At 63.5% G+C, this 22601-nt stretch carries 25 protein-coding genes; 9 read left to right on the top strand and 16 right to left on the bottom strand.

Features of this window, described 5'->3' with window-relative positions:
- Positions 1-114 precede the first annotated feature (114 nt).
- Together ftsZ and RX331_RS15690 are read right to left on the bottom strand one after the other, a co-directional pair.
- Positions 115-1338, bottom strand: coding sequence for a cell division protein FtsZ (gene ftsZ, locus RX331_RS15695; RefSeq protein WP_317257386.1), 1224 nt, complete (start codon positions 1336-1338; stop codon positions 115-117).
- A gap of 50 nt (positions 1339-1388) precedes the next feature.
- Positions 1389-1895, bottom strand: coding sequence for a hypothetical protein (locus RX331_RS15690; RefSeq protein WP_317257385.1), 507 nt, complete (start codon positions 1893-1895; stop codon positions 1389-1391).
- A 239-nt stretch (positions 1896-2134) separates the two neighbouring features.
- Here RX331_RS15690 and RX331_RS15685 point away from each other — a divergent pair, with 239 nt between their 5' ends.
- Both RX331_RS15685 and RX331_RS15680 read left to right on the top strand, forming a co-directional pair.
- Positions 2135-2344: a hypothetical protein gene (locus RX331_RS15685; protein ID WP_317257384.1), complete on the top strand. Its 210-nt coding sequence runs from the start codon at positions 2135-2137 to the stop codon at positions 2342-2344.
- A gap of 106 nt (positions 2345-2450) precedes the next feature.
- Positions 2451-2801 (top strand): cupin domain-containing protein, encoded by a 351-nt coding sequence (locus tag RX331_RS15680; RefSeq protein WP_317257383.1) that lies wholly within the window; start codon positions 2451-2453, stop codon positions 2799-2801.
- Positions 2802-3072: 271 nt separating this feature from the next.
- On the opposite strand, the gene RX331_RS15675 is transcribed toward RX331_RS15680, so the two are convergent.
- Entirely contained in the window at positions 3073-3765 is a 693-nt protein-coding gene (locus tag RX331_RS15675; protein WP_317257382.1) for a hypothetical protein, read from the bottom strand.
- 241 nt (positions 3766-4006) lie between these two features.
- Between RX331_RS15675 and RX331_RS15670 the strand changes: the two genes are divergently transcribed.
- Positions 4007-4642 (top strand): glutathione S-transferase family protein, encoded by a 636-nt coding sequence (locus RX331_RS15670; protein ID WP_317257381.1) that lies wholly within the window; start codon positions 4007-4009, stop codon positions 4640-4642.
- Positions 4643-4810: 168 nt separating this feature from the next.
- Complete coding sequence (locus tag RX331_RS15665; protein WP_317257380.1) at positions 4811-5266, top strand: VOC family protein; 456 nt, start codon at positions 4811-4813, stop codon at positions 5264-5266.
- A 216-nt stretch (positions 5267-5482) separates the two neighbouring features.
- Here the strand turns inward: RX331_RS15665 and RX331_RS15660 are convergent, their stop codons facing one another.
- Positions 5483-5941, bottom strand: coding sequence for a hypothetical protein (locus RX331_RS15660; RefSeq protein ID WP_317257379.1), 459 nt, complete (start codon positions 5939-5941; stop codon positions 5483-5485).
- Positions 5942-6019: 78 nt separating this feature from the next.
- On the bottom strand, positions 6020-7552 hold the full coding sequence (locus RX331_RS15655) for an acyl-CoA carboxylase subunit beta (protein ID WP_317257378.1): 1533 nt from the start codon (positions 7550-7552) through the stop codon (positions 6020-6022).
- Between the two features lie 135 nt (positions 7553-7687).
- Here RX331_RS15655 and RX331_RS15650 point away from each other — a divergent pair, with 135 nt between their 5' ends.
- Entirely contained in the window at positions 7688-8095 is a 408-nt protein-coding gene (locus RX331_RS15650; protein ID WP_317257377.1) for a DUF4260 domain-containing protein, read from the top strand.
- 331 nt (positions 8096-8426) lie between these two features.
- Positions 8427-8912 (top strand): hypothetical protein, encoded by a 486-nt coding sequence (locus tag RX331_RS15645; RefSeq protein ID WP_317257376.1) that lies wholly within the window; start codon positions 8427-8429, stop codon positions 8910-8912.
- Between the two features lie 8 nt (positions 8913-8920).
- Here the strand turns inward: RX331_RS15645 and RX331_RS15640 are convergent, their stop codons facing one another.
- The 7 genes from RX331_RS15640 to RX331_RS15610 all read right to left on the bottom strand — a co-directional run bounded on the left by RX331_RS15640 (position 8921) and on the right by RX331_RS15610 (position 15790).
- The gene (locus RX331_RS15640) at positions 8921-9739 is read right to left on the bottom strand and encodes a penicillin-binding transpeptidase domain-containing protein (protein WP_317257375.1); all 819 of its coding nucleotides are present in this window, start codon (positions 9737-9739) and stop codon (positions 8921-8923) included.
- 119 nt (positions 9740-9858) lie between these two features.
- Complete coding sequence (locus RX331_RS15635; RefSeq protein ID WP_317257374.1) at positions 9859-10125, bottom strand: EscU/YscU/HrcU family type III secretion system export apparatus switch protein; 267 nt, start codon at positions 10123-10125, stop codon at positions 9859-9861.
- Positions 10122-11723 carry a flagellar hook-length control protein FliK gene (locus RX331_RS15630; protein WP_317257373.1) on the bottom strand — a complete coding sequence of 534 codons (1602 nt, stop codon included), beginning with the start codon at positions 11721-11723 and terminating at the stop codon, positions 10122-10124. The genes RX331_RS15635 and RX331_RS15630 overlap by 4 nt, the downstream gene beginning before the upstream one ends.
- A 71-nt stretch (positions 11724-11794) precedes the next feature.
- Complete coding sequence (locus RX331_RS15625) at positions 11795-12568, bottom strand: ATP12 family chaperone protein (RefSeq protein WP_317257372.1); 774 nt, start codon at positions 12566-12568, stop codon at positions 11795-11797.
- Positions 12569-12712: 144 nt separating this feature from the next.
- A complete protein-coding gene (locus RX331_RS15620) occupies positions 12713-13930 on the bottom strand; it encodes an amidohydrolase family protein (RefSeq protein ID WP_317257371.1) in 1218 nt (405 codons plus the stop codon).
- A gap of 103 nt (positions 13931-14033) precedes the next feature.
- Positions 14034-15260 (bottom strand): RluA family pseudouridine synthase, encoded by a 1227-nt coding sequence (locus RX331_RS15615; RefSeq protein WP_317257370.1) that lies wholly within the window; start codon positions 15258-15260, stop codon positions 14034-14036.
- Between the two features lie 152 nt (positions 15261-15412).
- Complete coding sequence (locus RX331_RS15610) at positions 15413-15790, bottom strand: tautomerase family protein (RefSeq protein WP_317257369.1); 378 nt, start codon at positions 15788-15790, stop codon at positions 15413-15415.
- Positions 15791-15956: 166 nt separating this feature from the next.
- On the opposite strand from RX331_RS15610, the gene RX331_RS15605 reads away from it, so the two are divergent.
- A complete protein-coding gene (locus RX331_RS15605) occupies positions 15957-16556 on the top strand; it encodes a TetR/AcrR family transcriptional regulator (RefSeq protein ID WP_317257368.1) in 600 nt (199 codons plus the stop codon).
- 140 nt (positions 16557-16696) lie between these two features.
- Positions 16697-17530, top strand: a complete 834-nt coding sequence (locus RX331_RS15600) for a class I SAM-dependent methyltransferase (RefSeq protein WP_317257367.1) — start codon at positions 16697-16699, stop codon at positions 17528-17530.
- 7 nt (positions 17531-17537) lie between these two features.
- On the opposite strand, the gene RX331_RS15595 is transcribed toward RX331_RS15600, so the two are convergent.
- The 4 genes from RX331_RS15595 to RX331_RS15580 all read right to left on the bottom strand — a co-directional run bounded on the left by RX331_RS15595 (position 17538) and on the right by RX331_RS15580 (position 21434).
- Positions 17538-18236, bottom strand: a complete 699-nt coding sequence (locus RX331_RS15595) for a tetratricopeptide repeat protein (protein ID WP_317257366.1) — start codon at positions 18234-18236, stop codon at positions 17538-17540.
- Positions 18237-18244: 8 nt separating this feature from the next.
- Positions 18245-19582, bottom strand: coding sequence for a replication-associated recombination protein A (locus tag RX331_RS15590; RefSeq protein WP_317257365.1), 1338 nt, complete (start codon positions 19580-19582; stop codon positions 18245-18247).
- Positions 19579-20973, bottom strand: a complete 1395-nt coding sequence (locus tag RX331_RS15585) for a DegQ family serine endoprotease (RefSeq protein WP_317257364.1) — start codon at positions 20971-20973, stop codon at positions 19579-19581. Before RX331_RS15585 ends, RX331_RS15590 begins: the two co-directional genes overlap by 4 nt.
- 83 nt (positions 20974-21056) lie before the next feature.
- Positions 21057-21434, bottom strand: a complete 378-nt coding sequence (locus RX331_RS15580) for a helix-turn-helix domain-containing protein (RefSeq protein WP_317257363.1) — start codon at positions 21432-21434, stop codon at positions 21057-21059.
- Between the two features lie 123 nt (positions 21435-21557).
- On the opposite strand from RX331_RS15580, the gene RX331_RS15575 reads away from it, so the two are divergent.
- Entirely contained in the window at positions 21558-22571 is a 1014-nt protein-coding gene (locus RX331_RS15575) for a zinc-binding alcohol dehydrogenase family protein (protein WP_317257362.1), read from the top strand.
- Positions 22572-22601 lie beyond the last annotated feature (30 nt).

Genomic DNA, 22601 nt, shown 5'->3' with positions numbered 1-22601 from the left:
CATCCATGTGTCGGTTGCTTCCATCAGCCGGGGCGCGAAGCCCGCTTGTGGCGCCGTCAAGCGGATGGATGCTACCGGTCCGTGGCCGTGCCGACAACGGATGCCGGATGCCGGTCAGGAGGACTTGCGGCCGAGGAAGGACGGGATATCGAGAACCTTTTCCTCGACAGGCGTGCGCACGGGCGCCGCGCGGCCGAATGAATCGAGGCGTTGCGACGGCGCCGGCCGCAGATGTTCCGCGACCGCCGTTCGCGCTTCGAGGTGGCGGGCCGTGGGAGGCGACGGCGGCGGCACGCGATCGGCAACGCGGCGCCGGTCGTGGCTCAGCCGGCCGGCGAGGTCCGAAAGCATGCCCTCCCCCGGATGCGCCGCGCCGGCTGCCTCGAGATTGTCGATGCCGGTCGCCACGACCGAGACGCGGACAACACCTTCGAGGTCGGCATCGAAGGTCGCGCCGACGATGATGTTGGCATCCGGATCGGCCTCGTCGCGAATACGGCTCGCCGCCTCGTCGACCTCGAACAGCGTCAGGTCGCGGCCGCCGGTGATGGAGACGATCAGGCCGCTGGCGCGCTTGATCGAGGGATTCTCGATCAGCGGGTTGGAGATTGCGGCGATGGCGGCATTGAGCACGCGCTTGTCGCCGGACGCCTCGCCCCTGCCCATCATCGCCTTGCCCTTCTCGCGCATGACCGAGAGGACATCGGCAAAATCGAGGTTGATCAGGCCTTCCTTCACGATGAGGTCGCTGATGCAGGCGACGCCGGAATAGAGCACCTGGTCGGCCATCGCAAACGCGTCGGCAAAGGTCGTCCTCTCATTGGCGACACGGAACAGGTTTTGGTTCGGAATAATCAGCAGCGTGTCGACCGCCTTCAACAGCTCGGCAATGCCGGCTTCGGCATAGCGCATGCGGCGCTGGCCCTCGAACTGGAACGGCTTGGTGACGACACCGATGGTGAGAATGCCGAGGTCACGCGCGGCCTTGGCGATGACGGGTGCGGCGCCCGTGCCGGTGCCGCCGCCCATGCCGGCCGTGATGAACACCATGTGCGCGCCGGTCAGGTGATCGCGGATCTCGTCGATGGTCTCTTCCGCCGCGGCGCGACCTACATCGGGCTGCGCACCCGCGCCGAGACCGCCGGTCACCTGCGTGCCCATCTGGATGACACGCCCCGCCCGCGAACTGGTGAGCGCCTGCGCATCCGTATTGGCGACGATGAACTCGACGCCTTCGAGCCCGGAGGCGATCATGTTGTTGACGGCATTGCCGCCAGCGCCGCCGACCCCGAACACGATAATACGGGCCCTGAGCTCGCGGATGTCGGTGCCAGTCATTTTTGCCCCACGGTTGCTCCGCTCAACCGCGGAATGAGAGAAATGGATTGCTACCTGCGAGAAGCCTTGCGATCTGCTTCCACCAAACTCGCAGCCAGATGTCCGACCCGGCGCGCTGAATGTCCGTGATTCTCGTTGGAATCGCCAGTTCGGACCAAGGTTCGCAACGCCGCGACTTCGCCCTCGAGCCGCGCCGCGGCTTCCCTGGCCGCCATGGTCTTGGCACTCGCCTGCTGCAGCTCGGCCGCCAGCCGATCGGCGCGCTCGCGTTCGTGCTCGAAATCGGCGCGATGGGTAGCCGACCTGATCTCAAGCTGCAGGATCTCCGCATGCAGCGTCGCGATCGTCGTCGTCAGTTGCGCGACGTCACCTGCCTTCCGATAGGCCGTCGGATGTGGCGTGTGCCTGACTTCGGCCAGATCGACGCTCACGACGGCCTTCCCATCATCCGAAAGCGAGCGCGGCAGCCGGAGCCGCCTGGCAAGCGAGCGAGCGGCCGCCGCCGAGATATTGAGGCGGGCGCCCAAGGCTGCATAGGTCAGAATCTCAACGGACATCGGCTGTTCTCCTCGAACGACCGCGCTGGAATCGGCTGATCATGACCGGATAGTGAAGCGAGGCTACGGCCGCCATGGTTAACGAATAGTTAACGCGCCATGTTTGGCGGCTCCTCACGGGCGACGTCGTCCGTGGCTGCCCGATATGTTAAACTTACCACCATCCGGGATCGCGAAAAGCTGGTGGAGGATCAACGGCTTGCGGTACAATCCGGCATCGCGACCGAGGCGCGATCGCTATGGACGAAGAACAGCTCGCTGACATGCACAAATTCCTGGCCGACTACCACCGCCAGCTCGCCAAGGAAGCGGTGCTCGACGTCGTGCAGCAATATCACGCCGATCTCGCGCAGCGGCTCGCCGATGAAGCTGCGCTGATACCAAGGCGATCCGCGATCGCGCAAAGGCTGCGCGAGGGCGAGCAGCGCAAGCGCCAAGAGATGGAGTGAAGACGTCGCAGGGCAGGCGCTTTGCCTACCCGACGGCTCCGGTTTCGTGAATGGCAGCGGACGGCTATCATCGCGCGGCGATGGGGCGGACGACAAGGAGGCCATCATGAACCAGCCGCAACCGGTCAAGGACGCCAGTCACCTCTACGAAGTCGAACGGCGCGCCGAGCACGCCACCCGCCCCGGCTTTCGCATTATGGAGTTGCAGCTCTCCGCCACGCAGAAGGTGCCGTGGCACACCCACAGCAAGGTCTCCGACACGTTTTACGTTCTCGAAGGCCAGATGCGGTTGTTCCTGCAGGAGCCGAAAGAGGAAGTGAACCTGAAGCCCGGCGAGGTCTATGTCGTCCGGCCGATGCGGCCGCATCTGGTCACCAATGGCGGCACGGCGTCGCTCACTTTCCTGGTTCTGCAAGGCGTTGGCGAATACGATTTTGTGCCGCTCGTGCCGCGTTAGGTCGCAGGTGGTGTGAGCCCGGCCGCGTCGTAAGCCCCTCTTGGCGAGGAGCGCCAACGGGTCCGCGCGCGGCGCGGCCCGATGAAAGGCTCCGCGCGTCTCCGGACGATGCTCTGCATCGCCGGGAGAACCATGAGGCTGAATGCGCCGAGATTTCTCCGCGAGGCTGCGCGGGAGGACGCGGAGCGAGCCGTCGAGGCCGCGAGGCAAGGCAAGCTCGCAAAGCTCGGCCAGTGATCTGACGAGCGCCGGCGATAGGCTGCGCCGGATATCAAGCCAGCCCCTGCTCCTTCAGCGCCGCCCAGAAGCCGAGGAGCTGATCGTTGATCCTCTGGTATTGCTCCAGGCTGTTGTATGGCTTCGACATGTCGTTGCTGGCGATCAAGTTCTGCATATAGCCGTTCCAGTCAAAATCGCCGGAAAAATCCCGCCCCTTGATGCTGCCGCCATCGAGGCTCATGGACGCTCCACTCAGCTTGAACGACAGCGTCATTGCGTCTCTCTCGTTCATGCCGGAAGCCGTCTTCTCCCAGGCTGCGCGCAGCTCCGGCGAAGCGTTGACCGGCGGGAATGAGGATGTCAGCGCGGCGCCGACCTCGATCATGCCGTCGCTGTTGAGATCGACCGCTTCCGTCGGCGCCAGCAACAGATTCTCCGCTCCCTCTTCCGTGAGGGTGGAAACATTGACTGATACAGCGAGGCTTGCAGCCTGCTGCAACAGCGCCAGCGATTGCGTATCCAGTGACGCCAGGAAACCCCGGCCCTGGCCGCCCTGCACCGCGGCGCGCGCCTTGGCGTAGAGCGAACTCACTGCATCCTGTTGCCCTTCGCTCATGCCGCGCATCGACAACACCTGTCTGTCGTCCTGGCTCAGCGCGAACGGCGCGGAAAGATCAGGCGCATGCCGCCCTTTCATCAGAGGGTTCTGCACAAACACGCCACCGGCAACCGAAGACACCGTCATCACTTTCCTCCAGGCAAAATCTGCCCCTTGATCAGCTCCAGCGGCAGAAGATTCCTGCAAACGCCACATAAAGCCGTGTAGGCTGCGACACCAGCAAAACTCGCGCCAAGATTGATGCACGTCAGGATTGAAGGCGCGGAAGCTTCCTAGGATGGATGGCGCGACGAAAAAACTTGTCGCCGATGTCGGAACGCGCGCCCTTCGCCCGTCCTATGCATGAAACAGAACATGGAGATGCCGGATGGCCGACCTGACGCTGACCACCTTCGATTGGGTTCCCGAGATGCCGCGGGGTCTTGTGCGTGATCTCCGCGTGCGCTGGGCGCTGGAAGAGGCGCGCCTGCCCTACCGCGTCAACAGCGTACCGTTCGGCGACCGCGGGCCTGAGCATTTCGCGCATCAGGCGTTCGGCCAGGTGCCGTGGCTGACCGATGGCGACATCTCGATCTTCGAGACCGGCGCGATCCTGCTCCATTTGGGCGAACTGAGTCCGGCGTTAATGCCGGCCGAGCCGCGCGGCCGCAGCGAGGTGATTAAATGGGTGTTCGCCGCGCTCAATTCGGTCGAAATGGCGGGCCTGCCCTGGGCCATGTTCAAGTTCACCGGCGAGCCGGCATCGAAGTTTCTGGACGAGTTCCTCAAGATCCGGCTCAAGCACCTGGAGCAGGTACTCACGGGGCGCGAATGGCTGGCGGGATCCTTCTCGGTCGCCGACATTCTGATGTCCGATGTGCTCCGCCCCATCGATCGCTTCGACGGGCTGGCGGGTCATCCCGCCTGCCGCGACTACATCGCGCGCGCCACGGTCCGGCCCGCTTTCGTGAAGGCGCATGCAGATCAGATGGCGCATTTCGCGGCGGGAGATCGGTCACGCTAATTCGGTTTGCTGACTGGGTCAGGCGTGCAGACACATGCGGAACCCTCGCCGCAGATCGCTGGCCCGGAGCCGTCACATTTCGCGCGGATAATTTAGCGCTCGGTTGCAGCAAACCGATTTGCTCGCTCCGCGTTATTTCCGGTTCGTTCAACGCCACAGGAGACTGCCATGGCCGCGAAAGTAAAACCGATCCCAAAAGGGTTTCACACCGTGACCCCCTATCTCATCGTCGAGGGCGCGAAGAAGACCATCAGCTTCATGGAACAGGCGCTCGGCGCCCAGCATGATCATGAGCCGACCTTGCGGCCCGATGGCACGGTGATGCATGCGACGCTCAAGGTCGGAGATTCCATGGTGATGATTTCCGACGCCTCCGAGCAGGTCAAAGCGATGCCGGTGATGCTGTATCTCTACGTGCCCGACGTCGATGCTGCCTATCAGCGCGCGATCAAGGCCGGCGCGACCTCGATCATGGAGCCGGCGGATCAATTCTACGGCGATCGCAGCGGCGGCGTGAAGGATGCCGCCGGCAACAGCTGGTTCTTCGGCACGCATATCGAAGACGTTTCGCCGACCGAACTGAAGAAGCGCGCGGAGGAAGCGTTCAAGAAAAAGGCGGCGTAGCGCTGAAGCTTCGTAGGGTGGGTTAGCCGAAGGCGTAACCCACCGGCCGAGCTAACTGCATGTAGAGACTTTGGTGGGGTACGGCTTCGCCTAACCTCCCTGCTTGCTTGGCCTAACTCGCCCGACGCGCTGGTGGTCGCCAAAGATGGCGGATTACGCTTTGCTATTCCGGCCTACGCTGCTACGGCGGACGAGTCGGCCAACTCGCCCACGCACTCATTCGTCTCTTGCATCCTGCTTGAGAAATCCGAAGAATTCAAAATTAGGCGGATGCGAGAACACTACTTCCCTTTGCGTAACAAGCTTCCGTTTTTCACCCCATATTTGAAGTTCGTCTCGCGTTACGTATCGTCCGGTCAATTTGATGGGACTCGCGTCGGTATCCGGAAAAGTGCAAGTTGCCCGGACGATGCCGTCAGATCCCAACGTACCGCTAATCTTAATCGACACATAGCCTAGCTGGCCGGGCGCACTGTCCTTCAAGTCATCAGTGTAGGAGGCTTGAATGTCGACACGACCATCCTTCATTTGGATCGCCGCCTTTCCGCTTCGGGGCTGCCACTTCGGCCCCGCCACGAAACTCTTTCCCACCCTTATGAAATCCCACAGCTCAGCGGCATTCCCTCGGGGAATGCCCGCGATCAATGCTGCAATGACCAAGAGAGCCAGTGCCATTGGACGGCTCTCCGACATTGGTCGTGAAAAGTGAATGCTGGAAGGCCACCCGCACACGGTGAATGCGCTTTGTTGGAGCTACAACGGCAAATTGTCGTGCTTCTTCGCCGGCATTTCCACCTTCTTGTCTTTCAGCATCGCCAGAGCCCTTGCAATCCGCCGCCGCGTCGAATGCGGCATGATGACGTCGTCGATGTAGCCGCGCTCAGCCGCGATGAACGGTGACAGGAAGCGGTCTTCGTATTCCTTGGTGCGCTTGGCGATCGCCTCGGGATCGTTCATGTCGCTGCGGAAGATGATTTCCACCGCGCCCTTGGCGCCCATGACAGCGATCTGCGCGGTCGGCCAGGCGTAATTCATGTCGGCGCCGATTTCCTTTGAGGCCATGACGTCGAAGGCGCCGCCATAGGCTTTTCGGGTGATGACGGTGACGAGCGGCACCGTGCATTGCGAATAGGCGAACAACAATTTCGCGCCGTGCTTGATCAGGCCGCCATATTCCTGGCTCGTGCCCGGCAGGAAGCCCGGCACGTCGACGAAGGTGACGATCGGGATATTGAAGGCGTCGCAGAAGCGGACGAAGCGCGCCGCTTTCCGCGAGGCGTCAGAGTCGAGCACGCCCGCCAGCACCATCGGCTGGTTGGCGACGAAACCCACAGTGCGCCCCGCAATGCGGCCGAAGCCGGTGACGATGTTCTTGGCAAAAGCTTCCGAGATCTCGAAGAAGTCGCCCTCGTCCACGACCTTAAAGATCAACTCCTTCATGTCGTAGGGCTTGTTCGGATTGTCGGGGATCAGCGTGTCCAGGGACATATCGACCCGGCCGATGTCGTCAAAGCTCGGCCATTCCGGCACACCGTCGGTGTTGTTGGAGGGCAGGAAGTCGATCAGGCGGCGCATCTGCAAGAGCGCCTCGACGTCGTTCTCGAACGCGCCGTCCGCAATCGAGGAGCGTGTCGCATGCACCGAAGCGCCGCCGAGTTCTTCCGCCGTCACCACCTCGTTGGTGACGGTCTTCACGACGTCCGGGCCGGTGACGAACATGTAGCTGGTGTTCTTCACCATGAAGATGAAGTCGGTCATCGCCGGCGAATAGACGTCGCCGCCGGCGCAGGGCCCCATGATGACCGAGATCTGCGGGATCACGCCCGAGGCAATCACATTGCGGCGGAACACATAGGAATAACCCGCGAGCGCGGCGACGCCCTCCTGGATGCGCGCGCCGCCGGCGTCATAGAGGCCGATGATCGGCGCCCGCGCCTTCATCGCCATGTCCTGCAATTTCGTAATCTTCAGCGCGTGGGTCTCCGACAGCGAGCCGCCGAACACGGTAAAATCCTTGGCGAACACAAACGTCTTGCGGCCGTTGACCGTGCCCCAGCCGGTGACGACGCCGTCGCCCGGCACCTTGGTCTTTTCCATGCCGAATTCGGTCGAGCGGTGCTCGACGAACATGTCGAATTCCTCGAACGAGCCCTTGTCGAGCAAGAGCTCGATGCGCTCCCGCGCGGTCAATTTTCCGCGGGCGTGCTGCGCCTCGATGCGCTTTTCGCCGCCGCCAAGCTTGGCGCCGGCGCGCCGTGCCTCGAGGGTGTCCAGGATATCCTTCATGCTGCTTCCGCCCGTTCAGGTGCCATTTTGAGAGGCCTTCTAACACGGCATTTTCGTGACAGGAAACACCCCGTCCCGCCTCTGGTACCGCCGTGGCGCGGCCCTTATATGCGCATCCTGACCATGGGGACCGGAATGACCGAAATTGCCAGCGCCGACGCCTCGGGCGCCGCCACAGGGGGTGTGCGAACGGTGCTTCGGCTGGAAGGATTAGCGCTCTTTATCGGAATGACGCTGCTTTACTATGTCTGGGATGGCGACTGGTGGGTCTACGCGGCCCTGTTCTTCATACCGGATTTGAGCTTTGCCGGTTATCTAAGCGGACCGCGGTTCGGCGCCATGATCTACAACGCGGCCCACAGCTATCTGGCGCCGATGGCGATGATGACATCAGGCTTTGCCACCGCTTCGCCGCTGATCCTCTCGGTCGCGATGATCTGGCTGGCCCATATCGGCTTCGACCGCGCGCTCGGCTATGGGCTGAAGTATGCGGCCGGGTTTGCCTCGACACATCTCGGGCGGATCGGCAAGCCCACGAATTGACAGCCGGTTACCGGCTTGTTGTAGTCCCATCGAAAGCCGTCGCAGCGCAGTCACGCAATCGCAGTATCCGAGAAGGCGAAGGCGGCGTCTTGATGAACGCCGAAACGAACGCACCCTTCACCTATAAGGACAACTGCATCGCTCAACCCGGCAACCATCGACTGCAAAGGAAGCACAGAAGGCGGTCAGTGAGTTCCGGCAGGCACTGCTCAAGCTCGGCTAAATTCATCGGCAAAAGGAAGCCAGCCTCACAAACACGTGCCGACAGCGGAACCATAGACCCGTGGCTGGCTTGGGACGTTAATTGCCCAACCGAAACGGAGGCCATCCGATGTGTACCAATCTCACACGAACAGCGCTGCTCCTGGCGTCGCTTAGCCTGACCGGCGGCGTGGCGCTGGCCGCGCCCGCCTCGCCGTTTGTCGCCATGGCGGGTACATGGTCAGGCGGCGGCGTGCTCAGCACCAGCGATGGACAGCAGGAGCAATTGCGTTGCCGCGCGGCGTACGATGTCGCCGGCAGCGGCGAGCAGCTCCGGCTCAATCTGAGATGCGCCAGCGCCAGCTACAATTTCGATCTCGCCAGCGAGGTCGAATACCGCGGCGGCGCGATCTCGGGCTCGTGGAGCGAAGCGAGCCGCAATGCTTCCGGGACACTTTCCGGACGTGCGGCCGGCGATCACGTCGAGGCGGCGGCTAGAGGCGACAGTTTCTCGGCCAACTTGTCGCTCACGACGCGCGGCGGCCGGCAGACGGTGTCGATCCATCCTCAGGGCACCAACATCACGTCGGTCTCGCTGGCGCTGAGCCGGCGCTAGCCGGCGGGTCAGATCGCCACGATATCGGCGAGGCATTGCTGCACGACGGCCATGCGCGCGGCGACGTGGCTTGGCTGCTTGCAGTCCATGTTCATCGCGAACACGGTTTGCTGGTTGCCCTTCTCGGCCCAGCCGACCATCCAGCCCAGTGAGCCCTGCTCGGCACCCAAAAGCCCGCTCTTGGCGCGGATGGTGGCGTCGCCGACCTTGGTCACGGGCAGGATGTCGCACGTCAGCTCCTGGCTGCGCTTGCCGACCGGCAGCACGCCACGCCGCAGGCGATCGACGAAATCGATCTGCTGCACCGGATCGATACGCAAGGCGCCGGTCAGCCAGAACTGATCGATGCCGCCGCCGATGTCGCGGTTGCCATAGTCGAACAGGTCGAGATATTTCTGCATCCGCTCGGCGCCGATACGCCGGGCGATTTCCTGATAGACCGGCACGGCGGAAACCGCGATCGCCGAGCGCAGCGTGTGGTCCTTGTTCCAGGCCTCGATGCTGCGCGTCACGCCGTCCCACTTGAAGACGTCCTTGTCGGGGTCCTCGACCACGCCGGTCTCGAGTGCGATGACCGAGTTCGGAATTTTGAAGGTCGAGGCCGGCAGCCTGCCCTCGCCCGAGCGAACCTTGTCGCTGGCGATGATCAGGTAATCGTCGACCTTGTAGGCCACGAAGGTCCCAACCGTGCCGAGATCGAAGAAGCGCCGGGAAAGATCGTCGCGAAACTCGCTGCGCTGATAGGAGACGTTGGCAAGGGCGCGCGTCGGCACGAATGGCGTCGCGGCGAGAAGACCGAGCGCATGGCGGCGAGTGATCACGGGCATGTCCGACGCTGGTTTGAGGAGACGGCGCGACGATGTTGATGGCATCGTGGAAAAACTTTGACAAGCAGGTTTGGTTCGACGGATGCTCCGGCAGTGAAACCGACATCCGCTCGCACAAATCAGCGCACGCGGCCCGACAGCCGCAGCACGAAGATTAGCACTTCGGCGACTGCCTTGTAGAGCTCCGGCGGAATCTCGTCGCCGATCTCGACATGGGACAGCGCGCCCGCCAGCACCTCGTTCTCCTCGATCGGAATGTCATGCTCTTTGGCGAGTTCGACGATCCTGGCGCCGATCGTGCCCTTGCCCTTGGCGACGACGCGCGGCGCGCCGGTCTTGTCGTAATGCAGCGCGACCGCGAGCTTGTTCCTGGTGTCGACGCTCATAGCGCGCGGTCCAGGAAATGGCCGGCGCGCGCGGCGGGTGCGGCCTGCGGCGGCGTGCCGTCGCGGATCACGATGTCGCCAGGCTGCAGTTCGGCGCGGGCCAGCGCCTGGCTGAGCTGGGGCATTCCGGCGCGGAGTTGCTCCGCCGTCGACGGCCGCTCCGCCCAGAGCCGCACCGAGGTCTTGTCAGAGGTCAGCGAGATCAACGCATGCACCGGCCCTGCCGGCTCGACGTCGAGCGAGAACCGCGCGCGCCAGACCCGTTTTGCCGACTCGACTTCCTCATGGCCGTCGTCGCGCGAGATCTCGAATTGCGCCATCGCCGTGCCCTGCGACGTCGCAAACGGGATTTCGAAATGCCAGCGCGGCGCGGTCGAGTCCGGCCGAGGCGACGATGTGTCGACGCGATCCGGTAGGGAGGCGACCTGCAGCAAGGTCTGGCGCGCAATGGCAGCATCGGTGTCATCGAGCAGATGATGCGCAGTTGTCTCGAGCGGCGCCTGCGGTTGAAGCGTCGGGGTAGCGACCGGCTGCGCCGCCGGCGGCGCACCGCGAACCGGTGGCGGCGGCGTGTTGGTGTGGAAGGTTGCGTCAGTGCCGCGAATGTCCTTCAGCACGGCGGCGGCCGCCCGCATCGGCATGCCGAATTCATGCAGCGCTTCCTGCAGCAGGTTCAGCGTCGCCCCGGCCGAGCGTTCGGCACCCGGCGAAGGTGCAAGCGCGCCTCTCGCAGCCTGGGACGCCAGCGCGAGATTTTCCTCTGTGGGCAATCGCAACTGCGGCAGCACCGGCGCATCGATATTCGGCGCTAGAGGCGGCGCAGGGTTCACGGTCGCAGCCTGCGGCGGCACAGCGTGTTGCGCCGTGGCCGGCGCGGCCGGTGCCGCGGGCGATGCCGGCGTCGCATTGAGCCCGAGGGCCGACTGCAGCGTCTGGCGCAACACAATCAGCGCGGCCTTCAGATCGGGGGCGCTATTCTGCGGGAGCGTGCCCGCGGCAAGCGACGCCTCGAGAAAAATTCCGGACTTCTGGAACGCCGTCTTGATGTCGGCGCCGTCGAGGTTCTGATCGAGACTGGTCTGCTGCGCCAGCACCTGCGCGATCGCCTCGCGCAGTTTCGGCGGCAGGCCACTGAAGGAGACGGCTGCGCCGAGATTGGCAAACAGGGGCGCGAGGCTGTCCTGTTCGCTGACGGCGGCCTGGGCTGCCGCGGAAATCGCGGCGCGCTCGGCCGGCGTCAGCACGATCTTCGGGGCGGTGGCGGCTGGCTGATTGGCGGGCAGATCGGCCATCGCGTCCGGTGACAGCGTGACGGCGTCGGCCGCAGCGCCGGCGGCGCCCTGCCCGACCACGGCAAGGCGGATGCCGTCCTTGGTCTGGGTGGCCGCAAGCTGCAGGTTCTGGCCCTGCTGCAGCGGGACTTCCGTGGCCACATCGATCGAGAGGCTGGCGATCGCGATCCGCACCAGATCCTCGGACAGCACTTTCAGCACCTGGGCGTTGACCACGCTTCCCGGCTGCAGCACGAGTTCGGGCGCAATGCTGCCGGCCTCCTGGGAGGCAAGCACCGGCAGAACGGGATTGATCGAAATCGCCATGGTTGAGGTCTCGGCCAGAGTCAAGAAGGCTAACCCGGCGCCGTAAACCTCTCCTTAACCGGACGGGATCATCAGCCCTTCAGGGCGTCTAGAACGGTTACCGCGGCCCGGAAATCGATGAACCGGGCTGCCCGGCGGGCCGCGACCTCCTCATCGACGCCCCATTTCTCGACGTTCCAGTCATCGTCGACATGGGCGGCCGCCCAGACGTCGTCGGAGTCCATGGCGCCGCGGAATAGCGCCAGCGCCAACAGCGCCGAGCCGGTCACGGTCGTCACCACATGCAGCGCCGCCACGGACCAGGGGTCATCAGGGAAGACGGCGCGGGCAGCCTTGATCGCCTGCTCGGGCTGGGTCACATGTACGATCCCCTCGGACAGGATGAAATGCGCCCCGAAGCTATTTGCGGCCCAGGCCAGCACCGGGTCCCAATAGGCGGCCTCGCGGGCAACCAGCGCCTCGGGATGGCCAGCGCGATAGAACAAGAGATCGGTGCCGAGATATTTTTCGACATCGTCGGCTACCGCATCGACGCGCTCGGTGACCTCGCCGACCGAGTTGGCAAAGCGCGTCAGCGGCATGGTCAGGGGATCGATGGTCTCGCCCTGCGCGTTCCATTCGGCGGCGATCTGTTCGGCAATGAAGCTGGTCGGCGCAACGACCTGGCGGCCGGACGGCGTGCGGATCGGCTTGCCGTCCAGCGTCACGGCAAAGCCGCCATCGGCCTCGGCGATACCAGCCTCCTTGTAGAACCGCTTGCGCTGCGGCGCGCGCGTGGCGCGCCGCACCGCCTCCTGCGGATCGAGCGGCGACTGTCCGGCGACTTCATCGAATAGTTCACGCATGTCGTGATTCAGCTTGCCAGGATCGAAGGAAAATTCAGCGCTGACAATACGATAAGGGTCGACGCAAATAAAGCTGATGAGGCCGTTGCAACGATCAATTGTGATATTGGTTTGGCTCGGTTCCCTCGACCGGGGGTGAATGGCTCAGGGCTTCTGATAGATCACCTTGCCGGCGCGGATCGTATAAGCAACCTTGGCGAGGTTCCCGACATCGGCGATCGGGTCGCCGTCGAGCACGACGAGATCGGCGTCGAACTCCTTCTCGACCCGCCCTTTCTTCGCCGCCTTGAAGTAGCCCGCCGGATTGGTCGTCAGCGCGGCCAGCACTTGCCGTTCCGACAGCGCCCGGCGCATCAATTCATATTCGAGCGTGGTGTCATAGAGCTGGATATAGCCGACATCGGTGCCGAACAGGACGGTGTTGCCGTTTTCCGAAAAACGCCTGAGCTGGCCGACGATGTTGTCGACGATGCGCGTGACGATCTCGGGCGGTAAAGGCAGTTTTGCAAACAGCGACAATGTCGGGGTCAGCGCCGTCCCCTGCTGCTTGAAGCGCGCGAGCTGATCGGGAAGGTAGCCTCGCTGACTGGCGACGGTGTGGGCCATCACGTCGACGCCGGCGGCGATCACGGCCTCGATGCCGGCCGTATTTTGCGGATGCGCGAACACCGGCTTGCCTTGCGCATGCGCGACATCGACCGCCGCCTTGGCGACGGCCACGTCCATGTTGACGACCGGCTTGTCTTCTCCCTTGTAGGAGCCGGTGAACAGCTTGATGCCGTCGAGGCGGAGCTCCATGTATTTTCTCGCCATCTCCGCGGCCTGCTCCGGCGTCGCCGCCTCAGGAAGCTGCATTTCTGCCGGCAGGTAAGCCGGATGGCCATCCTTGGGGAAGATGCTGCCGGCGAAGAATATATTCGGACCAGGGATTTCATCCGCATTGATGCGGCGGCGCAGCCCGGCGATGTTCGTGTTGGAGCCGAGACTCCACACCGTGGTGAAACCCCAGCGCGTCAGCATCTCCTGCATATGCGCGGTGAGCGGGGCGGCCGGCGCGTCGCCGGCGTTCCTCCACACGGCTTCCGTGAAATGGACGTGACTGTTCCAGAAACCGGCGACGATGGTCTTGCCCGAGCAATCGATCACCTGTGCATCGGACGGGATTTGCACCTCGCCTTCACGCCCGACGGCGGCAATGACACCGCCTGTCGTGACGACAACGGAATTGGAAATCGGCGCGGCATTGGGTGAGGCATAGGCACTGCCTCCCTTGAGCACCAGCGTCTGGGCTTGCGCGGCCGCGCCCGGCAGGGCGGCAACAACACAGGCGAGAAGCGCGGCGTTGAGCCAATTGCGGATCATGAGCAAAGCTTTTCCGAACAATTGCGCCCTGCACGTTACAGGAACTGCACGACACTGCCTTGATCGATATTGCTGCGCGCCCGCTTGACGAAGGCCGCCCGCCCTATTCCTCCGGCGCATTCTCGATCGGATCGAACCGGTCGGCTTCGAGCCCGAGCAGATTCCAGGATTGCAGCATATGCGGCGGCAGCGGCGCGCTGACGTCGATCACGCCGCCGCGCGGATGCGGAATCACGAGCCGGCGTGCCAGGAGATGCAGCCGGTTCTGCAGGCCGCCCGGCAGGTCCCAGTTCTCCTTGTTGAAATATTTGGGGTCGCCGATGATGGCGTGGTCGATATGCGCCATGTGGGCGCGCAGTTGATGGGTGCGCCCGGTCACCGGCTTCAGCGATACCCAGGCCAGTTTTTGCGCCGAGGTCTCGACCACCGCATAGTAGGTCACTGCGTGGCTGGCACCCTCCTCGCCATGCTTGGCGATCCGCATGATGCTGTCTTCCTCACTCTCTTCCTTGGCGAGATAGGTGGAGATGCGGCCCTGCTTCGGCTTCGGTACGCCGGCCACCAGAGCCCAGTAGATTTTTCGCGCCGAGCGGTGGCGGAACGAGCCGGTCAGCGCGGTGGCGGCAAAGCGGGTTTTTGCGATCAAAAGACAACCGGATGTTTCCCGGTCCAGCCGGTGCACCAGCCGCGGCTTCTGCCCCTTGGCGTCGCGCATCACTTCCAGCATGGAATCGACATTGCGCGTGATGCCGGAGCCGCCCTGCACGGCAAGCCCCGCCGGCTTGTTCAAGACGAGAACGTCGGCATCCTCGTAGATCGTCATCTCCTTCAGCGCCTGCAGCGTCTTCGCCGCGGCTTCCGAGAGCGGGCCTGCACCCTTCGGCGTATCAAGCCGCAGCGGCGGAATGCGGACGCTCTGGCCTTCCTCCAGCCGGTCCTTGCTGTCGGCGCGCTTGCCATTGACGCGTAATTCGCCCTTCCGGACGATGCGCTGGATGTGGGAGAACGACAGGCCCGGGAAGCGCGCCTCGAGGAAACGATCGACGCGCATGTTGTTTTCGTCTGCGGTGACGACAATGGTCTGCACTTTTGTCGGCAGCGGCAGTTCGGCCTTTGCCTTTTCGGGCTCGGCCACCACAGGAGCCGGCTTTTCCCGCCGCGGCTCGGCAAACCGTGCGGGCTTGCCACCAGGCCCGTTGCCCATCGGCCGATTGCCCTGCTTCTTGTCGCGAAACGGCGCTGCCCCCTTGCCGAACCCCTTGGCAGGCCCTTTGGCGCGATCGCCTTGGGGGCGCGACTTGGCTAGCGGTTTTCGATCGCGGCGGCTCATCTGGTTCGGCTCCAAGAGTGAGCCTTTCGGTAGCGCAAATGCAGCGAATCGTCACCGTGAAATCGGTTCAAATTGCCGGCTGTATCGGCCATGTTAGGCCGAACACGAGGAAGTAGCCCCCGGAAATGATGGGAGAAAGCCGATGCGCACCATCACACGAATTGCGCGACGCCGTGGCCTACGGACCAGTTCTCTTTCGCAGAAGCGAGGATGTTCACGAATATGTCCTCCGGCCGGATGCCAGGACGTTCGCCGAGCAGTTGCGCGATCCGCCGGAACAGCGCGTGCTTCTGCTCTGATGTACGGGTGTCAAACACGGTGATCTGGATGTAGACGAGATCGTCGCTGCGCTTGACGCCGAAGGCGTTGCCGTAGCGGAAGTTCGCCGCATCATGCTCGGTGATGGTCATGAACTGGTCGTCTTCGGGGACGTGGAGCGCCTCGCGCATTGCGCGGTAGAGTCCGTCGAAGATCGCCTGCCGGTAGGCTTCCGGCTTTCCCGAATGTAGCGAGATATGAATGAGCGGCATCGCGAATCCTTTCGCATTCCGCGCGACGGGCTCTCGCGCGGGTGATTCACTTCAGGTGCGAAATGAGCTACCAATAGTTTTTGACACGATATCAAAAACAATTTTTGACGCCTTGTCAAATATTATCCGACAAGCGTCAGGACTGTTTGGCACGAAGGAGCGAGATTTGAGGCCGCGCGAGTTTGACCATGACGACGTCCTGCGGATCGCGTTCGAGCAGTTCTGGCGCAAGGGCGTGCGCGGCACGTCGCTATCGGATATCGCGCGCGACGCTGGCGTCCAGCGCGGCAGCCTCTACAACGCTTTCGGCAGCAAGGAAGCGCTCTTTCTATGCGCCTATGAGCGCTACGCGAGCAAATATCTTGCCACGCTTCAAAAGGCACTTGGCTCGGGCACGTTGCGCGAGCGGCTCACCGCGCTGTTCGACGTCACGATCAGGAATTTTCGTTCCGGCTCCCCGCCCCGCGGATGTCCGACGACGCGCGGGCTGATGGAGTTGGCATCGGGCGAAGGCGAAGGCCTGGACGAGAATGCGCGGCAGGCTTTTGCGGATCTGGTGGCGCGCGCCACCGCTCTCATCGAGGACGCGTTTTCCGAGGGCAAGAAGCGTGGCGAGTTCAGCGGATCGCCGGAGGTCGCGGCATTGCACGTCGCGACCGTCACGCGTGGATTGGCGGTGCTTGAGCGCGCGTTCGGCGATGAGGCCCAATTGCGCAAGATCGCCGGGCACACGATCGATCTCATCCTCGGCAAGGATAGCCGCTAGCGGACCCTAGCATCGCCCCCGCCTGACTTGATATGATCTTCGGACTGTAGCCTGAGGTCACAGGAATCTACTTACTGACATTGGCGCTTCGCAGCGGCGTCATCTTCAGGCCGTTTATCTGGAACTTTGGAGCCGGCCTGATGAACGACACCTCCTCGCAATTGTTCTATTTCTATAATCGTCATCCTATCTCGCGCGATATCATCGTCGCCAAACTGCGCGCAAGCCGCGGTCATCTCGACAACCTGCGCCCGGAAGACCTGTATGCCCACGACCAGGACCACTATGGTGGTCTCAACGCCACGGACGAACTGGCGCGAGCGGCGCAGATCGGTCCCGGAACGGCCGTCGCCGACTTTTGCGCCGGTCTTGGCGGGACCGTACGCTATCTCGCACACAAATACGGAGCCGACGTTACCGGTGTCGAATTCACGCCTGTGCGCGCTGCAGGCGCGCAAGAGCTGACGGAGATGGTCGGCCTTCAGGAGACGGCGCGGATCGTTGAGGGCAACGTGATGGACGCTCCACTGGCCGATGCGAGCGTCGATGCGATCGTCAGCCAGGAATCATTCTGTCACGTCCCGGATGTGAAGAGGGCGCTGGCGGAAGCCCGACGCATTCTGAAGCCAGGCGGCCGACTGGCCTTCACTGATTGGGTCGCCAATCAACCGCTCGCAGCCGCCGACACGGAACTGATGTGGGACGGGATGGCAATTCAACCGCTCCGTTCGATTCCGGACTACCGGCACCTGGTCGAGGGCGTCGGTTTGAAGGTGCTTTCGGTCACTGACTTGACGGAGGAATGGAGGCCGATACTCAAAGAACGGCTCGCCATGTACCGCCGGCTGCGCGAGGAAGCGAGGCAATCCGGAACACCCGTGGGACACGATGCATTTCACGAGTCCTACATTCGATTTGTCGACCTCGTTCAACAACGCGAGCTCGGCGGCGTCCGGATAGTAGCGAACAAGTAGACGGCAGCTATTTGCACTGCGCGAGGTTCTTCACCGTCATCAGGTCCTGGCTGGAATTGTTGGTCGGACGGCGCTTGAAAGCCTCCTCCACCGCAAGGCAGGCGGCGGGAGCATTGCCGTTCTGGAAACGCGCTACTGCGAGGTTGGTCCAGGCATCGCCGAATTCCGGCGCATCCTTGACCGCCTGCTCCAGCACCGGCTCGGCGTCACGCGGGCGCTTGGCGATCAAGAGCATGCGGCCGTAGTCGGCGCGCAGCGCCTTCACCGGATCGGGCTGCTTGAGCGCGATCTTGAACAACTCATCCGATGCTTCAAAGTCGTTGAAGCGGAATTGCGCGACCACGGCAAAGCCGTGATAGACGGCGCTCTCGGCCGGTGAAATCAGGAATGCCTGGTTGAACCGCAGCGCGGCCTCGTGGATCTTGCCGGTGTTGAGCGCCCGCCAGGCGCGCATGGTGATTTCCTGGAACGCCTTCTCGCGGCTGCCGGTCGCAGCCACGATGGCGCTGACGAATTTCTCGTCGCCCGCCTTGTCTTCCGCGTTCTTGTCGGCAAATCCAAAGAACGGCTGCTCGTTGGTCGGCGCCTTGTAACTCCGCTTCGTCACCTGCACGCCGGGTGCCACCTCGACAGTCTCAGCAGCGGCAGGCAGCGCCATTGCCGCGACGAAGGCGGCTGCTCCGGTGATCCGGCCAAAATGCTTCACTAGACATTTCATTCTTGCTGGCCTCGTTCCCTGCGCAGCTTGGCCCAATAATCCAGCCGCTTGCGGATTTCCCGCTCGAAGCCGCGGTCCGGCGGATCGTAAAAGGTCTGCCGCCCCAGCGCTTCCGGAAAATAGTCCTGCCCGGAAAAGGCGTCCGGCGCGTCGTGATCGTATTCGTAGCCGGCGCCATAGCCTTCCGATTTCATCAGCTTGGTCGGCGAATTGAGAATATGCTTCGGCGGCAACAGCGAACCGCCCTCCTTCGCCGTCCGCATCGCCGCGCCAAAGGCCATGTAGGCGGCGTTCGATTTCGGCGCGGTGGCGAGATAGATCACGGCCTGCGCGATCGCAAGCTCACCCTCGGGATGGCCGAGGAAGTCGAAGGCATCCTTGGCCGCATTGCAGATCACCAGCGCCTGCGGGTCGGCAAGGCCGATATCCTCGACCGCCATCCGCACCACGCGGCGCGCCAGGAACAGCGGGTCCTCGCCGGCATCCAGCATCCGCGCCAGATAATACAGCGCCGCATCCGGATCGGAGCCGCGCACCGACTTATGCAGCGCCGAGATCAGGTTGTAATGACCATCGGCGGATTTGTCGTAGATTGGGGCGCGGCGCTGCAGGATCTCCTGCAGCTGCGCGGCATTGAAGATCTCGCCCTTGCGCGCGGCGCGCCAGACTTCTTCGGCCAAGGTCAGCGCGGCGCGGCCATCGCCATCGGCCATGCGCACCAGCACGGCGCGCGCCTCGGCATCGAGCGGAAGCTTTCGGCCCTCGATCTTTTCGGCATGGGCATAGAGCTTTTCGATCGCGGCGGCATCAAGCGAATGGAATACCAGCACCCGGGCGCGCGACAGAAGCGCGGCGTTGAGCTCGAAGGACGGATTTTCCGTGGTGGCGCCGACCAGCACCACGGTGCCGTCCTCCATCACGGGCAGAAACGAATCCTGCTGCGCGCGGTTGAATCGGTGCACCTCGTCGACGAACAATAGCGTGCCCTTGCCCATCTCGCGCCGGGCCCGCGCCGCGTCGAACACCTTCTTGAGGTCGGCGACGCCGGAAAACACCGCGGAAATCTGCTCGAAATGCAGCTCAGTGGCATCGGCCAGCAACCGCGCCACCGTGGTCTTGCCGGTGCCGGGCGGTCCCCAGAACACCAGCGAGCCCAGCGTGCGCGTCTCCAGCATCCGCGTCAGCGCGCCGTCGGGGCCGAGGATGTGATCCTGCCCGACGACATCGGCGAGCGAACGCGGCCGCAGCCGATCGGGAAGCGGACGCGGCGCATCCTCTTCCATCCCTGCCGCGGCAAAGAGGTTAGGCGCTTCGCGGGGCTGCTTCGGACTCATCCGCCCAACGTCACGTTGATCTGCTGGCCGCCGCGCACCACGACGATGCGCCAGAGTCTGGAGCCGGCCCTCGATACCTTGTCGAGATCGCTTGTCTTGGCGATCTTCTGGTTATTGACGGCCAGGATGATGTCGCCCTTCTGGAAGCCAACACTGGCCGCCGTGCCGCCGTCGGCGAGGTCGATCACGACGACGCCCTCGGTCTGCGAATCCAGGCGCAACTCGTCGGCAACCGCCGGCGAGATGTTGGCGACCTTGGCGCCCTGGAACGGCGAGCGTCCCGTGAGCACGATCTCTTCGCGGTTGGTGTCGGGCGCGGTCTCCAGCGGCACCGTCAGCTTCACCGTCTTGCCGCTGCGCTGCACGTCGATCTGCGCCGCGCCGCCGAGCGGCCTTGTGGCGAAGCGGTAGTCGAACGCGTTCGGATCGTCGATCGTCTGGCTTTCGACCGCGGTGATCAGGTCCGACGGCTTGAGGCCGGCGCGGGCCGCCGGGCTGTTCGGTGACACATTGGCAACCAGGGCACCGTTCGGCAGCTTCAGCCCCAGCGTCTCGGCGATCTCGGGCGTTACCGCCTGCAGCTTGGCCCCGAGCCATGGCCGCTTCACTGCCTTGCCGCCGCTCTTGGCGGAGGCCACGACCACGCGCACCATGTTGGCCGGGATCGCAAAGCCGATACCTTGCGAGCCGCCGGAGCGCGAGAAGATCGCGGTGTTGATGCCGACCAGCTTGCCGGTCATGTCGACCAATGCGCCGCCAGAATTGCCGGGGTTGATCGCGGCATCGGTCTGGATGAAGAACTGGTAATCGGTGATGCCGACCTGGGTGCGCGCCAGCGCCGAGACGATGCCATGGGTCACGGTCTGGCCGACACCGAAGGGGTTGCCGATCGCGAGCACGACGTCGCCGACCAGAAGTTCGTCGGAATTGGCGAAGTCCAGCGTCGCAAATTTCTCCCTGCCATCCTTGACGCGCAGCACCGCCAGATCGGTCCGGCTGTCCTTGAGCACGATCTCGGCCTCGAACTCGCGCTTGTCGGCAAGCGAGATCTTGACCTGATCGGCGCCCTCGATGACGTGATTGTTGGTGACGACGAGCCCGGCCGGGTCGACCATCACGCCGGAGCCGAGCGAGCGCTGCATCTGCTCGGGCTGCTGGCCGGGCACGCCGAAGAAGCGGCGGAAGATCGGGTCGTCCAGCAGCGGATTGCGGTTCTGCACCGTCTTGGCGGCATACACGTTCACCACGGCCGGCTGCGCGCGCTGCACGATCGGCGCATAGGACAGCCGCAGCTCGGCGCCCGACGACGGCACGCGGCGGTCCTGCGCCAGGGCCGGCGTTGCAACGACGACGAAAGCCAGCAACAGGACGGCGGAACGGATCAAATTCATCTCGAAAACCTTGGGATTCAGCGCCACACATATAGATGCGGGGCGGCAACGATAGAAGATAAAGCGGTACACAATAACGGCTTCTACGCGGCGCGATCGGACGCTTTGTTGGTATCCGACGCCGGCCCACAGGATAGCCGTTCCTGGTGGCCCTCGCCCCAAGCCCTGAGCGTCTCGATGACGGGACGCAGGCTCGCGCCGACCTCGGACAGCGTATATTCGACCCGTGGCGGTACCTCGGCGTAGACCTTGCGGATCACCAGTCCATCCTCCTCGAGCGCGCGGAGCTGCTTGGTCAGCATGCGCTGGGTAATCCCGGGCATCCGGCGCCGCAACTCCCCAAAACGCTGGGTGCCGGCCAAAAGATGAAACAGGATCACGCCCTTCCACTTGCCGTCGATCAGGTCGAGCGTGGCTTCCACCGCACAGCCCGGCCGACGGGCAAAATTTCGCCGCTTCATGAGATTTTTCCGGGATTTTCCCAATAGTATCCAAACGGGGACTAGTTCCCTGAATTTACAGTACTTGCCAAGTGGATGCCAGCGGGACAGGTAGGAAACGAACTCATCCACAAGGAGGCTCGCATGAAGGCCGTCGGATATCGCAAATCGCTCCCCATCGAGGACGTCAACGCGCTGATCGATTTCGAGGCCCCAAAGCCGGAACCGGACGGTCGCGACATCCGCGTCGCCGTAAGAGCGATCTCCGCCAACCCGGTCGATTACAAGGTCCGCAAGCGCGCCGCCCCGCCCGAGGGCGAGACCAAGATTCTGGGCTATGATGCAGCCGGCGTCGTCGATGCCGTCGGCGCCGACGTCACCCTGTTCAAGCCGGGCGACGAAGTGTTTTACGCCGGCTCGATCCTGCGCCAGGGCACCAATGCGGAATATCACCTGGTCGACGAGCGCATCGTTGGCCGTAAGCCGAAATCGCTGTCCTTCGCGCAGGCCGCTGCCCTGCCGCTGACCTCGATCACCGCCTGGGAGTTGCTGTTCGACCGGCTCGGCGCCGTGCCCGGCAAGAGCCTCGATCCACGCACCCTATTGATCACCGGCGGTGCCGGCGGTGTAGGCTCGATCCTGATCCAGCTTGCCCGCCGCCTCACCGGCCTCACCGTGGTCGCCACCGCCACGCGCCCCGAATCGCAAAAATGGTGCCTCGATCTCGGCGCCCATGCCGTGATCGACCATGGCAAGCCGATGAAGGAGCAGATCGAGAAGCTGAAGCTGCCGCCGGTCGCGCTTGTCGCCAGCCTCACCTTCACCGACCAGCACTACAAGGCGATAGCCGAGTTCATGGCGCCGCAGGGCAGGTTCGGCCTGATCGACGATCCCCCGGAATTCACGATGTCCGCCTTCAAGGGCAAGGCCATCTCTGTGCACTGGGAATCGATGTTCACGCGCTCCTCGTTCCAGACGCCTGACATGATCGCCCAGCATCATTTGCTCAACGACGTATCCGACCTTCTCGACAAGGATGTGTTGCGCACCACGCTCGACCAGACGTTTGGCACCATCAACGCCGCCAACCTGAAACGGGCGCATGCGCTTTTGGAAAGCGGCAAGTCGCGCGGCAAGATCGTGCTGGAGGGATGGTAGTGCCCAACAAGCGGGGCGATGGTGCCCAAT

The sequence above is a fragment of the Bradyrhizobium sp. BWA-3-5 genome, from assembly GCF_032917985.1.
In the GTDB taxonomy this organism is placed as follows: domain Bacteria; phylum Pseudomonadota; class Alphaproteobacteria; order Rhizobiales; family Xanthobacteraceae; genus Bradyrhizobium.
The sequence above is the reverse complement of the archived record's forward strand: the minus strand, read 5'-3'. Positions and strand labels throughout refer to the sequence as shown.